Source organism: Cohnella luojiensis (genome assembly GCF_004564235.1).
Lineage (GTDB): Bacteria > Bacillota > Bacilli > Paenibacillales > Paenibacillaceae > Cohnella > Cohnella luojiensis.
In genome coordinates, this window is record NZ_SOMN01000042.1 from 1 (window position 1) to 13,753 (window position 13,753).

Annotated in this window: 15 protein-coding genes; 1 reads left to right on the forward strand and 14 read right to left on the reverse strand. The window is 42.5% G+C overall.

Features of this window, described 5'->3' with window-relative positions:
- Window positions 1-352 precede the first annotated feature (352 nt).
- The 6 genes from E2980_RS21025 to E2980_RS21050 all read right to left on the reverse strand — a co-directional run bounded on the left by E2980_RS21025 (window position 353) and on the right by E2980_RS21050 (window position 6,564).
- The gene (locus tag E2980_RS21025) at window positions 353-1,456 is read right to left on the reverse strand and encodes a GerAB/ArcD/ProY family transporter (RefSeq protein WP_135154194.1); all 1,104 of its coding nucleotides are present in this window, start codon (window positions 1,454-1,456) and stop codon (window positions 353-355) included.
- 37 nt (window positions 1,457-1,493) lie between these two features.
- Window positions 1,494-2,585 carry a Ger(x)C family spore germination protein gene (locus E2980_RS21030; protein ID WP_135154195.1) on the reverse strand — a complete coding sequence of 364 codons (1,092 nt, stop codon included), beginning with the start codon at window positions 2,583-2,585 and terminating at the stop codon, window positions 1,494-1,496.
- Window positions 2,586-2,606: 21 nt separating this feature from the next.
- Window positions 2,607-4,088 (reverse strand): spore germination protein, encoded by a 1,482-nt coding sequence (locus tag E2980_RS21035; RefSeq protein WP_135154196.1) that lies wholly within the window; start codon window positions 4,086-4,088, stop codon window positions 2,607-2,609.
- 183 nt (window positions 4,089-4,271) lie between these two features.
- Window positions 4,272-5,084 carry an SDR family NAD(P)-dependent oxidoreductase gene (locus tag E2980_RS21040; RefSeq protein WP_135154197.1) on the reverse strand — a complete coding sequence of 271 codons (813 nt, stop codon included), beginning with the start codon at window positions 5,082-5,084 and terminating at the stop codon, window positions 4,272-4,274.
- Window positions 5,085-5,112: 28 nt separating this feature from the next.
- Window positions 5,113-5,883 (reverse strand): SDR family NAD(P)-dependent oxidoreductase, encoded by a 771-nt coding sequence (locus E2980_RS21045; RefSeq protein WP_135154198.1) that lies wholly within the window; start codon window positions 5,881-5,883, stop codon window positions 5,113-5,115.
- 96 nt (window positions 5,884-5,979) lie between these two features.
- Window positions 5,980-6,564, reverse strand: coding sequence for a TetR/AcrR family transcriptional regulator (locus E2980_RS21050; protein WP_135154199.1), 585 nt, complete (start codon window positions 6,562-6,564; stop codon window positions 5,980-5,982).
- A 134-nt stretch (window positions 6,565-6,698) separates the two neighbouring features.
- Between E2980_RS21050 and E2980_RS21055 the strand changes: the two genes are divergently transcribed.
- Window positions 6,699-7,799 carry a GerAB/ArcD/ProY family transporter gene (locus E2980_RS21055; RefSeq protein WP_240703128.1) on the forward strand — a complete coding sequence of 367 codons (1,101 nt, stop codon included), beginning with the start codon at window positions 6,699-6,701 and terminating at the stop codon, window positions 7,797-7,799.
- On the opposite strand, the gene E2980_RS21060 is transcribed toward E2980_RS21055, so the two are convergent.
- The 8 genes from E2980_RS21060 to E2980_RS21095 form a co-directional block, all read right to left on the reverse strand.
- On the reverse strand, window positions 7,788-8,018 hold the full coding sequence (locus E2980_RS21060; RefSeq protein ID WP_135154201.1) for a hypothetical protein: 231 nt from the start codon (window positions 8,016-8,018) through the stop codon (window positions 7,788-7,790). The genes E2980_RS21055 and E2980_RS21060 overlap by 12 nt on opposite strands.
- Entirely contained in the window at window positions 8,015-9,184 is a 1,170-nt protein-coding gene (locus E2980_RS21065) for a Ger(x)C family spore germination protein (protein WP_135154202.1), read from the reverse strand. The genes E2980_RS21060 and E2980_RS21065 overlap by 4 nt, the downstream gene beginning before the upstream one ends.
- A complete protein-coding gene (locus tag E2980_RS21070) occupies window positions 9,181-10,767 on the reverse strand; it encodes a spore germination protein (RefSeq protein ID WP_135154203.1) in 1,587 nt (528 codons plus the stop codon). The genes E2980_RS21065 and E2980_RS21070 overlap by 4 nt, the downstream gene beginning before the upstream one ends.
- Before the next feature lie 136 nt (window positions 10,768-10,903).
- Complete coding sequence (locus E2980_RS21075) at window positions 10,904-11,140, reverse strand: tautomerase family protein (RefSeq protein WP_135154204.1); 237 nt, start codon at window positions 11,138-11,140, stop codon at window positions 10,904-10,906.
- 53 nt (window positions 11,141-11,193) lie between these two features.
- Window positions 11,194-11,931, reverse strand: a complete 738-nt coding sequence (locus tag E2980_RS21080; protein ID WP_135154205.1) for an SDR family NAD(P)-dependent oxidoreductase — start codon at window positions 11,929-11,931, stop codon at window positions 11,194-11,196.
- A gap of 22 nt (window positions 11,932-11,953) precedes the next feature.
- On the reverse strand, window positions 11,954-12,613 hold the full coding sequence (gene wrbA, locus E2980_RS21085) for an NAD(P)H:quinone oxidoreductase (protein WP_135154206.1): 660 nt from the start codon (window positions 12,611-12,613) through the stop codon (window positions 11,954-11,956).
- Window positions 12,614-12,728: 115 nt separating this feature from the next.
- Window positions 12,729-13,361 carry a DsbA family oxidoreductase gene (locus E2980_RS21090; protein ID WP_135154207.1) on the reverse strand — a complete coding sequence of 211 codons (633 nt, stop codon included), beginning with the start codon at window positions 13,359-13,361 and terminating at the stop codon, window positions 12,729-12,731.
- Between the two features lie 30 nt (window positions 13,362-13,391).
- Complete coding sequence (locus tag E2980_RS21095; RefSeq protein ID WP_135154208.1) at window positions 13,392-13,715, reverse strand: NIPSNAP family protein; 324 nt, start codon at window positions 13,713-13,715, stop codon at window positions 13,392-13,394.
- Window positions 13,716-13,753 lie beyond the last annotated feature (38 nt).

The following is a 13,753-nucleotide window of genomic DNA, read 5'->3' on the forward strand; positions in this document are numbered from 1 at the left end:
CGTAGACGAGATAAGAACTGCAGTAAAAGGCTTTACTGACGAAATAAGCAAAAGTCCGATGAAAATTATTGATCGACTTTGCATTAAGATATAGATATAACGGCTTCTTTATTGCCGTCTATATAGATAAGGATATATTTTTTGAGTGAAAAGAATTTAGTAACTTTCTTGCCCATTAAAAATAAAACATGCGAATAATACCGCTTTTATTGTTTTATTCTTAGCAAGAAAAATCACATTATTCTCTTCAGCTCCAATCATTAAATAATTAGTATTATATCATACCCTCTACAATCGGAACCACTCTGTTTTCTAAACTGGAAACTCAGAAAGCCCGCAGAGTTATCTTCGATCAGGATAACTTTGCCTGGACTTTTTTCCTTATCTGAGTAACTACGAACATAAACGGGATATATACGTAAATAAAATAAAGTCCGACGGTCGAATAAAACTCGGTAATCGATCGGATACTGCTGCGGTCATTCACAAAAAACTCTAAAATTAGGAACCCGGCTAGAAAAACAATCAGGCTCGCGCGTGGTCTGATCTGCAAAGCGTTTTTCATTCCGCGGGATGCTACCCATAAGCTCAGAGAGATGTTTGCGATTATTTTTATCACCCAAACCGAAATGAAGAAGTATTCCAATCTTTGAAGGATAGGTACTTCAATCTCCATGAGCATATTAAGCGTTGGCCATAGGACGTGTTGCAGCTGACCTTCACTGTAATACATAAACGTAGAGATCGTCGTGACCAAATATAAAAATGTAACAAATAATACCAATAAATGCGCCCATTTTTGAGACTTTGCCGGTGTTTTAATAAATGGGTAAAAGAGGAGAAGCGCTTCAATTCCCATGAATTGAAACAGCATGTTTTTAGAAGAGATGAAGATGTCGGTTATGGAATGGTTAAGAAGAGGCAACAAGTTTAGCGGATGCCTATACGGCAAAACGGATAAAACCTGTGGAACAATAAGAATAAGTGTAATTACCAATCCCCAAAAGCTTAATCCTGTTACGGATCGAAACCCGCCGTTCACAGTATAGTAAATAAACAGAACTAAAATGAAACTTATAGGCAAAATATTCATTTCGGGAAACAACCAGACTTGAATAATTTCAATATACGCTCGAAATTCAATGAAAGCTCCGAAATAAAAATAAACAACAATTGCGAAATTTAATATGTTCCCCGCAATTTTCCCGAAACATGTATGGTTGATAGAAGTTACATCCGGAGCTTCTTGATTGGAAGATAAAATTTTATATATCATCCATAAGATCAAATGTATGCTAATCCCCACTAAAAGAATAGAGATCCATGAATTATATCCCGCATCATGAATCAATTCATGTTGGAAACTTAGAATTCCCACCCCGACCATACTGACATACATAGGAAAAACAATGAAGAATGGAGATATCAAGTATTTTTCATGAATAGGATTTTTCATACACGAAGCACCTTCCCGATCAGTCCCTTCCAGTCAATCATTCACCTATACCATGCTGGACCATTTTAACCTGAACGCTTATTTTAGTTTTTATTTCCGAATAAACATCTTCAAAATCTTGGGCACTCCATTTCTTAGACTGACTTCTAACTAAGTCACCTAGTCCGATTGGATCAACTTTATTTTTCTTACATAACCATAGAAATTTTTCGATTTTTTTTTCGAGATATGCACTCGTTGTTTTTTCAAGCTCTCTAAGCTGGCCTTCCGATCTCAAATCAATCCAGTTCGGGATATTTGCCACTACCGCTTGCATACTTATGCGGATTGTAATAGAAGGGATCGGTTCCACTCTGTTCACGATATATTTTGCCTTCGAGTTAATACTTCTCAATAAAACAAAATTCTCAGGATTTTGATTCGATGTCCTTCCTGCAATTGGAACCATGTAGCTTCCGTTCTTCGAGTTTTCTATGAGTATCTTTAACAAGAAAGCGTCCCTAATGCTGATTTCGGTTATCTTTTTATCATTCCTAAATAAAGCCAGACCATCGATTTTTATTTTTCCGCGTTCTATTTTAAAATACGGTAAAAACAGATCTCGTCCTTGTCCGTATAAATTGAACAATAATACATGAAGATTCATCAACGGTAAATTTCCGTTCTTCCTATTTTGCTCGATCATATCCGATAAAAAAAACGGTTCTTGCGATTTTTGGATCATTTCCAACAGCTCCGAAGCGTCCCGATCCGCGACTCCAAGCTGAAGGCGCGTTGAAATTTTAGGATCGCGGCCTAAGCTATGGATTTCAGCTATAATCCCTTTCTCGGAATACTTTTTTCCGAATAGCACCATTTTTAGTTGTCCATATTCGACAGGGGCTTTAGTCTTCGTATTCAGTCTTGGAATGATGTCATAGATGGAGTTGGATGCCGTATCCATAAGTCGTAATTCCGTCTGTCCCCTTTCTTTATATCGAGCAATAAGAACAGCGCTTTTGATGCCATTCCTAACGGAGTCGAGGCCCAATGTTTGAGCAAGTTCAATCTTATTCACAATATTTCGATCGGCACAAGCCGATAAAACTGCACATAAACCGAGAACTAGGAAAAATTTTGTCTTGTACATAGCGTCCCGCTTTCTCAAAGTTCATTCATGATCAAAGTCATTTTTCCGTTTAACAGGTTTAGGAGTATACATTAATGAAGACTTTGGTCTTAAATAGTGAGGTCTTGTATTCAGAATTTGATAAGGTGAACGTAAAAAACTGTCTTTAAGATCCTTGATCCTTAAAGGAAAAATCGGAACTGTGTAAGGATTGCCTAACGATTTTAAACGATTGATATGTACGAGCAGGAAACCCATTCCGATAAACATGCCAAATCCGCCCCATATCGACGATAGTATGATGAAGGGAAAACGTAAAAATCGTATCGTATTCGACATCTTATAGATCGGCGTCGCAAACGAAGCTAACGCCGATAAGGCCACAATAATAATTAAAATATTACTTGTTAAAGCTGCTTCTACCGCAGCTTGACCGATAATAATGCCTCCGACAATACCTAATGAAGTGCCAATCTTTGCCGGCAATCTGGCCCCGGCTTCTCGAAGGAATTCGATCGTAATCTCCAAAAATAACACTTCGATAATGGGAGGAAACGGAACGTTTTGTCTGGAAAAAATAAGGGGTCCCAGCAAATCATTTGGAATTACTTCGTAATGGAAAGTGGTTATCGCAACATACATGGACGTGGCAAACAGCGAGAAAATGACACCTATGATTCGAATCAGGCGAAAAAAAGAACCTAAAATCCATGGCAAATAATAATCTTCCGGGGAAATAAAAAAATCAAACAACGTAGAAGGTCCCGTAATAAAATAAGGCGATCCGTCGCTAATGACCGCGACTTGCCCGCTAATAAGCGCATATACCACTCGGTCCCTGCGTTCCGTGCTTAGAAACAATGGAAACGGCGTCATAGAATTGTCTGACATGATTTGATCCAGTATGGAGGAATCAAATATGACTTCGAAATCTAAATTCGTAAGCCTTTGCTCAACGGTTTGAATGTTCTGTTCATTTGTCACCCCATCGATATATATAATAGCTACTTTTGTTTTTGAAACGGTTCCGATCGTAAGTTCTTTCACAATTAAGTTTGGAATTTTGATTTGTGCTCTTAATAAACGGATGTTTGTATCGATATCCTCGATAAACCCGATTTTTGGTCCGACAACGCTAAATTCATTTTCGGTATCGTTATTTTTTCGTAAACCTTCTTTATTAGCTAAATTCACCAGGGCACATTTTTGGTCATTTTCATGAAGTTGAACAATCGCGCATCCATTCAGCAGTTTCGATTGAATGATTTTTACCTGGTCGGTAATCTCTATATTTTCAATTGGAATCCAGGCCTTTATATCCTCGATTTCCTTTAATTCGGAATCCAAAGCACGATTTTGCATTGCAAGAATCAAATGATGCTGCAGCAATTTCTCATCAATTAAAGTTTTGTAATATGAAATGCTTACTTCTTGATTGGGAAGTGAAATCGTTGTCGATTTGAAATCATCCGATTGTTCGGATAGTTTTTTTAATTCATCATAGTTCTTAGGTTCAGTATTCAGTGTAAATACATCCTTTTCAAATGGCCGCCATTATCTTGGATATTCTTCCCAAGGCCATCTCTATTTATTCGTGGCTCTCAGTATCAAAGCGTACTGGTCACATACAAAAACAAAACAGCAGTCAAAGTGGCCTTTGAACTGCTGTTTTTATTTTAAACATAGACCATATGCAGCACAGTGAATTTAATCCGCTTCGGCCGACAACTTTTCCCATGCAACAATTTCTTCAATTCTTTTGGTAAATGCGTCCCGGATACTATGGGATGCGAAAGAGCCGACCGGAAAATGAAGCGGTGGATTCTCGCTGTTGATCATTGCTATTATAGACTTTACGCCTTTGGCCGGGTCGCCTAATTTCAACGAAGAAACACCCTTGTAATAGGCATCATAGACAGGTGCATATTCAGGCTTTTTCTCGGTTTGCTGCAGCGAATGTCCCAAAAATTCGGTTTCGAACACGGAAGGCTCAACAATAGTCGTCTTGATGCCGAATCCCGCAAGCTCGATGGCCATAGCTTCCGAGAAACCTTCCACAGCAAATTTGGATGCGGAATATAGGCTGAACGGCGGCATCGACCAGGTTCCAAAAAAGGATGAAATATTGACGTAGTGTCCTTTTCCCTGCTTCTTGAAGACGGGAAGGGTCGCGCGAATGACATCCAACATACCAAAGACGTTGACATCGAATTGTTGTCTAATTTGTTCATCCGTGTATTCTTCGATCATTCCGGAAAGTCCGTAACCGGCATTGTTCACTACAATATCGATCCGTCCGAATCTTTCAACGGATTCTTGAACGGCTGATTGGATTTGGCCTTTATTGGTGACATCCAATGCCGCTATATGGACATTGTCCGGCGACGCTTCCTTTAAGTCGGCGATCGATTCTATATTGCGCGCAGTAGCAACAATTTTGTCGCCCGTGTGAAGCAATTGCTCTACGAATTTACGACCAAATCCTGTGGATGTTCCCGTAATAAACCATACTCTGCTCATGAAAATCTCTCCTTTTTATATAATACCCTTAATCTTGACGATAAATTGGAGCGCCGAACGGGGATGAGCCCGCGCCTCCGTCTACGCTAATTTCCGCACCCTGGACATAAGAGGAATCATCCGAGGCCAGGAACAACGCGACATTGGCTACTTCCTCCGGTTCACCTAAACGGTTCAGCGGAATCGAAAGGTTGAGTACGGACTCCATTTGAGCTAACTTTTCAGCTTCCCCCCAAATGGGCGTCCGCGTTGCTCCGGGCACGACGGTGTTCACTCGAATGCCTCGAGGCGACAATTCGGAAGCGAGCACTCTTGCCATACTGGTTACCGCCCCTTTGCTCGCCGCATATGCCGACCATCCCGGACTACCTGCCTTTGCAAGCACCGAGCCGACTAAGATCACCGAAGCACCCTCCTTCAGATGAGGCAAAGATGCTTGAACAGTGAAGAAGACCCCCGTAACGTTAATCTTGAGTACCTCCTCAAAAACGGAAACCTCTGTCCCTCCTACCGGTGAATGACCTGTAATACCTGCATTGGCGAAAACCACATCCAGACCGCCGAATTTTTCAACTCCCATGGCCACAGCTTTATCCATGCTCGTTGGATCGGAAGCATCTGCCTGAACGGCAAGAGCGTTGGTGGCACCAAGCTCCTCCACTGCCGCGTTTAACGTGTCCTGGTTGCGGCCGGTTATTACGACCCTTGCGCCTTCTGCCACAAACAATTTTGCGGCTGACAAACCAATACCGCTATTACCCCCTGTAATTAAAGCTACTTTCCCATTCAATTTTCCCATATCCCATTTCTCCTTTGTCGACCATTAGTCGATGAATATTGTTCGACTCTTCGGTTGTTTCTATTGAGAACGACCGTTCTCGAATAATCAAAAAAATTAATTGTGCTTCAAAATAGACATTGTTGTTTCGATAATTTGTTTTAGTTTCTCTCTGTCGTCTGACGTCTTCGCCATAACCCGCAATCCGGTAAATGCATTATGGAAATAAAAAGATAGCTGCTCCGCATTGAGCGTCTTGTCAAGTTCACCCGATTGTTGACCTGCCTCGATAAGCCCGCGTATCAATTGTTCTGAACCATTCATGCTCTGATTGACCCACGCTCTGGACTCGGAATCATGCAGGGCCAACTCCACTGCTGTATTTACCATCAGGCAGCCTTTAGGAAGCTCATCCTCTTCCTGCCTGATTGCCGCTTCTAACAGCAGCCTAATAGCTTTCTCAGCAGTACGGGCGCCATTCATATTGCTTTTAATCGATTGCTCAATCGTATCACTGTATCGGTTTAACGCCTTCATATACAAGGAATGCTTATCGCCGAAGGTGTCATACAAGCTTCTCTTGTGAACCCCCATATGCGAGACTAGGTCCATCATGGATGTCTTCTCATAGCCCTGTTCCCAGAATAACCTCATGGCTTTAAGCAACACCGCATCCTCATCGAATTCCTTGGTTCTGGCCACTTCATACTCCTCCTTCGTTTAGATCTTAGCATATTGAGAACGATCGGTAAAGAATTATTTAGCAGCGAATAAATGGATAACGATAAGCCAATACTTGGAACACCTCTGTGAGGTTAAGGAGAGAGAGCGTGAAGATGCAGACAACGGAAAAAATCACGGGAAATCAGCTAGGCTTATTAATATTTACTTTTATCGGTTCCACCATCGTCTTAACCATTCCTGGATGGACGGTGATGATTGCAAAGCAGAATGGTTGGATATCCGTGATTCCTTCTACTGTAACAGGTTTATTAACTCTGTGGGCGTTGACTACGCTCGCCAATCGTTATCCGGGTTTGACGATTACCCAATACGGTTCAAAAATCATCGGGAAATGGTTAGGAAAATGTTTGGGGTTTTATTACATTTATTTTTGGTTTCATTCTATTTCGGTTCTTACCATACAGCATACCTTTTTTATAAAAACGCTTCTATTACCAAAAAGTCCGACCATAGTAGGAAGTCTGTCATTATTGATCCTATGCGGTATAGCCGTTATTGCTGGGATTGAGGTCATTGGAAGATGTAATGAGTTTCTTACACCATTGATCTTGGTTGCTTTGATTCCGATCTTGATTCTGGCGATTGGGGAAGCAGATCCCGTCCGGCTAAAGCCAGTTTTAGGAGAGGGAATACTGCCGGTATTGCAAGGAGCTGTCATTCCAGCAGGAGCATTCATGAATCAAGTGTTTATATTGGGATGGCTCCTTCCTTATTTGACTCAGCCGAAAAAGGCTCGCAAGGTCTCGCTGATTGCGTTTTTCAGCATTTCCATTTTAATATTTATCATTGTATTACTTACGATTATGGTCCTCGGTACATTAACGGGTAAACTGACCTATTCATTTTTAAGTCTCATGCAATATATAGGTATTGAAGGTTCATTTGAACGTCTGGAGGCCATCGCTGTTGCGGTGTGGGTGATGGGGAATTTTGTGAAAGTATGTGTATCGTTGTTTATATTATGCCTTTGTATTAGCCAGCTTTTCGGGATCCGAAATTATCGTGATATCGTAGCTCCGCTAACGCTTTTGTCCATCATTGGATCGGCTTGCGTTTTCAAAAGTGGCGCGGAGCTTCAAGCTTATCTTGCTTTCATTTACCCGAGCGTGGGTTTTATCACGCAAAGCCTCATACCGTTGTCACTTCTCATGATAGACACTATAAAAAGAAAAGCGGACAATTCACTTCTTTAAAAGCATTTTTCCGATAGGTTCAAAAATAATTTTGAACGGGACAACCGTGCTCGGTATGTCAACCCGGGCAATTAATAAGGAACCGATAATTAATGATACTCCCATTAAACCGCCGAATACCGCTGCTTCTTTGTTTTTTTGCATACTCAGCAAGGATGGAATTCTAACAAAAGACCATACAACCAACAAAAATACATATCCCACGATTTGGACGATCATTTTATGATCTCCTTTTCCTTCAATTGTAGAGGAGCGCCTGCCATCCCGCTTCCTATTACATTTAGCTTAACTGTAATGGAAACATCAACCTCCTGAAACTTATGATCCCATTGTTTTTTCAACACTTTCCATTGTTTCGGCTTATTACGGTAAATTTCTTGGCCGAAACCCACACTATCTACTTTGTACCGCTTCTGGACTTTGGATAACGTATCCAGGACTTGTTTCTCGACCGATTTCTCCATTGCTTTTTCCACAAGTCTAAGATTCTTCGGCAAACCGATATCCAACGGGGTATTATTTTCCCAGATAGTTCCTTCCCCTTCCAGCTGAATCTTGAATTTGATCTTATCACCGCTTATCTCCGGGGTGATTTTTCGGTTTGCATTGTCCAGAATCATCCCCACTGTTCCATCACCTTCACGTAATTTGGCGTTGATTCTGCCAGACTTCATTCTATCTGTAACCCAAAGAAATCCATTTGTTTCATTCTCGTTTAGAAAACCTACTAATTTGAAATCCTTAAAAATGGCTGTTCCGGCAAGCATGAATATTTTGTTTTCTTTTATTCCTTCTGATAAACCCACAGGCATTATGACTCCCAAAAAGGGACTGATCCCTTCACTTGACGACGCTAAAAAAAAGTCTCGCAATGTAACCGCCAACTCGCTTCTTAAACCTTCCATTTCCTTGATTGCTTCGCTGGGAACTTGTTCAAAGGGGTATTTAACTTTCAGAAGACTTCGCGCTTCTCCCCCTTTAACAACCATGATATAGGTTTTTAATCGTTGTTTCGATTCATGGGTGTAAACATCGAGAATATCTTGAATCCCGCGTTTGGCTAACGATTCACCTATAAAAATAACGCTGCGATGCGCGGTAAACAACCTGCGTGAACTTCTTTTCTGAAGTCTGTAGAACGCTTCATTAATAGTCTTTCCAACAGCCGACATAACGAAAAACTTCTCTGGCTGGCCGCTTCCTCCACCCCCCGGTGCCGCCTGAGAAGGGATTGCAATCTGATGCGATAATATATATTGCCCATCATCCGTTATGTCAAATGCCGTACCCGCAATAAAGGCAAGATCATTAATCTCCGTACGATCCCAACAACCGCTTGTGGTGAATACCGTAAATAGTAAGCCGATGTATAGGAATGTTTTCATTCTGATGATCGCTTCCCTTGGCTTGGACTTGGTTTTTGACCTGCCGGTTCACGAAACGGATTGTTAGATCCTGTTGCTTGTGGACGACGAGTTTTAGCCCATACAGGTACCCGGAGGATTACATCCTTCAAATTACTGATTGTAAGCGGGGCTACTGGGGTAAAATAAGGGACGCCGAACGAACGAAGGGATGTGACATGTAACAAAATGCTCAGAAATCCAAGTACAATGCCATAAAGTCCAAGCGTACCAGCCAAGAATAATATCGGAAACCGCAGTAATCGGATTCCATTCGCAAAACTATATCGTGGAATCGTAAACGCTGCAATGCCCGTGATCGATACGATAATGACCACCGGAGCGGATATAATTCCTGCCTGCACAGCCGCTTGTCCAATGACCAATGCCCCTACAATACTTATCGCTTGTCCTATTTGTTTGGGTAAACGAATCCCTGCTTCCCGCAATGCCTCAAATATGATTTCCATTAATAAGGCTTCGACTACGGCCGGGAAAGGAACAGCCTCCCTAGACGAAGCAATACTCAGGACGAGATTAGTCGGAATCATTTCCTGATGGAAGGTCGTAATCGCAACATATAGGGGAGGAGCAAATATTGCGATAATGATGAAAAGGAATCGAATCCACCGAACAAAAGTTGCGATGGGCCAGCGAACATAGTAATCCTCGCTTGCCTGCATTCCAGCCCAAAATGTCATGGGAACAATTAATACAAATGGGCTGGTATCGACAAGAATGGCTATTTTCCCTTCTAATAGCTCTGCGGCTACCACATCCGGCCGCTCTGTGCTATGTACTAGGGGAAAAGGGGAGAAAGGAGAATCTTCGATAAATTCCTCAATATAGCCTGAATCGAGGATCCCGTCAATATGAATCCGAGATACCCTTTTTCGAACTTCCTCAACTACAGATTCGGAAACAATGCCAACGATATAAGTGATGACGACTTGGGTTTGTGTAAGCTCCCCAAGAGTAATGGATTCCATTTTTAGTCGGGATGTTTTAATTCTTTTGCGTATTAGACCCATATTCGTTGAAATGTTCTCGATAAATCCATCCCTAGGACCGCGAATGACCGGTTCGGAAGAAGGTTCTTCAAGACTTCGTTGCGGCGTGCCGGTAACCTTGACCATCATAGCATCGCCGTCGCCTACGGTAAGAACGGCTGCATGACCATTTAACAATTGTCGAACAATATTCGTCACTTTGGATGTAATACTCGTCGTCCCTAAGGAGATAAATTGATCATCAAGAGCTTCTGTTTTTTCGCTTACCCGATCATTTTGTTTTGTCCTATTAGAGATCAATGGTTTTAATATATGTTCGTCAATTATCTTTTCGTCAACTAGACTTGCAAGGTACATGACAAGCCAATGATTTTTTCCAGCCAGCCGAACTTTACGGAATACGATATCGGAGCTGTTGTGGAATAACCTTTGAAAAATCAACTCATTTTGTTCTAAGTCAGAGGTTAAACTGGAGTTCTTATCCTCTTCAGAATGAACCTCCGGAATATTTGGATACCCCCGTTTACTACGCATCCATTTCCTAAACCTTTTCATTGGATAGGCCCTCCCAAGAAAGCACTGACAAATATAATCCCCCATTTTCGTCAAAATATTCTTATACTTGCGAATAAAAACAATCCAGTGCCAACACGGCACTGGATTTGATTTTATAGGAATATTAAAGTGAGGATTACTTTATCTTAGCGGCAAGCTGCCGGCGATACTCCAACGCAGGTAGTCCGCCCCAACCCCAATTCTCGGTGTCAACCTCTTCGATAACTACGAAGGTAGATTCTAACGGCTTGTTCAGAACGTTGAGCAGAAGCTCGCTGACCCCTTTAATGAGCGCCGCCTTTTCTTCCGCCGTAACAGACTGACGATCTGGTACGGAGCCCTCGCGGGTCACTTGGATCGTAACGATCGGCATGGATACTTCTCCCCCTTGTGAATCTGCTGTTGTGAATTTGCTGCTATATGTGCTTAGTGACCAGCATTTTGTCCACCATCAACATGAAGGACCTCGCCCGTTACGAAGTTGGCTGAATCTAGATATAAGACTGCTTCGACGATCTCATGCGACTCGCCCATGCGTCCCATAGGATGCAGTTTAGCTAGAGCATCGTGTGATTCAACAGCGTGCATTGGCGTTTTGATTACCCCCGGTGAAACTGCATTCACGCGAATCCCTCTGGAAGCATACTCAATCGCAAGTGATTTCGTCGCCGATTGTAGACCGCCCTTCGTCAACGAGGCGAGTACGGAAGGAACGGCAGCCGACGGTTGGTCAACCAGACTTGTCGTGATGGTAACGATGTGTCCCGTACTTTGTTTCAGCATCTCCGCCATCGCACGTTGGGTAACGTGGAAGAAGCCGACGACATTAGTTGATAAATACGTTGCAAAGTCCTCTTCCGAATACTCCGTAAACGGCTTGGACATGAAGATTCCGGCATTATTAACCAGTGTATCGATGCGTCCATAGTGAGCCAAGGTTTCGTCGATCAAGCGTTGCGCGGTCTTAGAATCTGCAACATTACCGGCAACAAACCGCACTTGTTTTCCTTTAGGATCGATTTCTTTTGCAGCATCAGCCAACTCTTGTTCTCGGCGACCATTGATAACTACATTCGCTCCACGATTGACCATTTCAATCGCCATAGCTTTCCCGAGGCCGCTGCTTCCGCCGGTTATCACAAATACTTTCCCCTGAATACTCATATGCTGTTTCTCCTTGTCGCTCTTATTGTCCTAAACCGTTTTTCACCGCTTTAGCAACCGATACGGTGCGTTTTGCTTGATGTTCAGCAGCAGCGCGCACGTCTTCCTTCATCGCTCCATTTTGATCCACCGATACACTTGTACCGTATGGGTTGCCTCCGGCAACAAATACCGATGGATCAGTAAATCCAGGAGCTGCCACGATCGCACCCCAGTGATACATTGAAGTGTACAGTTGAAGTATCGTTTGTTCCTGTCCCGCATTCGGATTTTGAGCGGAAGTCATGGCACTCACGACTTTATTCACCGTTTTGCCCTGGGCCCAAAGACCGCCCGTCGTATCGATGAATTGTTTCAGTTGAGCCGGAAGATTACCGAATCGGGTCGGCATACTAAAGATTATCGCATCTGCCCATTCCAAGTCCGCCAAAGACACGGTAGGGACTTGTTTGGTTGCTTCAAGATGAGCTTTCCAAGATGGTTGGCTATCGATAACGGATTGCGGCGCTGTCTCCGCTACTTTAAGAATTTTTACTTCTGCGCCGGCTTGACGACCTCCTTCCGCTGCCCATTGAGCCAATTGGTAGTTCGTTCCGTTAGAGCTGTAATAGATGACCGCTAAATTTACTTTTGTTGACATTTGATTAGTCTCCCTTTTAAATAGTTTTTGAAATATACCCATTTGTATCGCTCCAAACTTATTTATTGTCAGCCGAGTCAATATCCGCAAGCGGATAAATTACCAGCAAGCACGTATAATATGGCCTTGATACAGTTCCGTAATACATTGCAGCAGCTTAACTATTTTCAAACACGCTTATAAATTCACTAGGAGATTGTAGACCGGATAGGCTGACCGTCTCGTTGATGACAAAGTAAGGCACCCCACTGATTCCCAGCTTTTGCGCGTTGCGTTGTCCTAATTCAACTTTTTCAAGTCCATCGCCTTGAGTAAGCCGCGTTTTGAGTTCAGCAGCATCGTCAGTGACCCCGCTTGCTCTTGCTATTTGCACAAGTTCATCCACATCACCGATATTAATGCCTTTTTCAAAAAAAGCCGCGTAGATCTTCTCGATCAATTGCTCTTGCAAGTCCTCTGGCGTAATCGCGATTAACTGATGGGATAAAGTCGTATTCGGCGTATATTTCACAATATCCATGTTAAATGTAAGGCCGAACTGTGCACCGGTTTCGCTATACTGCCTCATTCTTGCTTCGAATTGCGCAGTCCCGCCTAATCGGCCGATCATAACCTGGCGATAATCTTCTCCTTCAGGACGAATACCGGGGTTAAGCTGGAAAGCATGCCAGCGAACGGTTGCCTTCGTGCCTGCCGGCAATTGTTTCAAAGCGGTTCGCAGACTGGTTGTTCCCATACGACACCAGGGGCAAATCGTATCCATGTAAACGTCAATGGTCAAGTCTTTCATTTATTTACTCCATTTCATCTTGTATAATTTTTATTTGTTTTCGAAAAATGCTACGTTTTTCATAAATAAGCTTTCTTGCTTGTTAACTAACGGTCCGTCTAGTTCCGTAATTCGTTTTAATTCAATCCATTCAGGATCATTGCGGAAACGATCATAGTTAAGGTTGCGCATTTCCATATTGGCATGCTCAAAAATATAATAAAGGCGGTTATTGGCTTCGTTCAAATCCTCCCAGAAATGCGTCACTATCATGCCATGTTTCATAAATAATTGAATAACATGATCTCTGAACCTTTCTTGGATAACCTTCATCTTGCCTGGATTGACATCATAAATTCGCAGCTCATACAACATCTCTTCTCACCTCCGTTCCATTCACTTTGCCTATCTAT

Excerpts from the sequence above, each read along its gene's own strand:
- E2980_RS21055 (WP_240703128.1), top strand. The coding sequence starts at position 6,699 with ATGCAGACAACGGAAAAAATCACGGGAAATCAGCTAGGCTTATTAATA.
- E2980_RS21065 (WP_135154202.1), bottom strand. The coding sequence starts at position 9,184 with ATGAAAACATTCCTATACATCGGCTTACTATTTACGGTATTCACCACA.
- E2980_RS21040 (WP_135154197.1), bottom strand. The coding sequence starts at position 5,084 with ATGAGCAGAGTATGGTTTATTACGGGAACATCCACAGGATTTGGTCGT.
- E2980_RS21025 (WP_135154194.1), bottom strand. The coding sequence starts at position 1,456 with ATGAAAAATCCTATTCATGAAAAATACTTGATATCTCCATTCTTCATT.
- E2980_RS21080 (WP_135154205.1), bottom strand. The coding sequence starts at position 11,931 with ATGAGTATTCAGGGGAAAGTATTTGTGATAACCGGCGGAAGCAGCGGC.
- E2980_RS21030 (WP_135154195.1), bottom strand. The coding sequence starts at position 2,585 with ATGTACAAGACAAAATTTTTCCTAGTTCTCGGTTTATGTGCAGTTTTA.
- wrbA (WP_135154206.1), bottom strand. The coding sequence starts at position 12,613 with ATGGGTATATTTCAAAAACTATTTAAAAGGGAGACTAATCAAATGTCA.
- E2980_RS21045 (WP_135154198.1), bottom strand. The coding sequence starts at position 5,883 with ATGGGAAAATTGAATGGGAAAGTAGCTTTAATTACAGGGGGTAATAGC.
- E2980_RS21060 (WP_135154201.1), bottom strand. The coding sequence starts at position 8,018 with ATGATCGTCCAAATCGTGGGATATGTATTTTTGTTGGTTGTATGGTCT.
- E2980_RS21075 (WP_135154204.1), bottom strand. The coding sequence starts at position 11,140 with ATGCCGATCGTTACGATCCAAGTGACCCGCGAGGGCTCCGTACCAGAT.
- E2980_RS21070 (WP_135154203.1), bottom strand. The coding sequence starts at position 10,767 with ATGAAAAGGTTTAGGAAATGGATGCGTAGTAAACGGGGGTATCCAAAT.
- E2980_RS21090 (WP_135154207.1), bottom strand. The coding sequence starts at position 13,361 with ATGAAAGACTTGACCATTGACGTTTACATGGATACGATTTGCCCCTGG.
- E2980_RS21095 (WP_135154208.1), bottom strand. The coding sequence starts at position 13,715 with ATGTTGTATGAGCTGCGAATTTATGATGTCAATCCAGGCAAGATGAAG.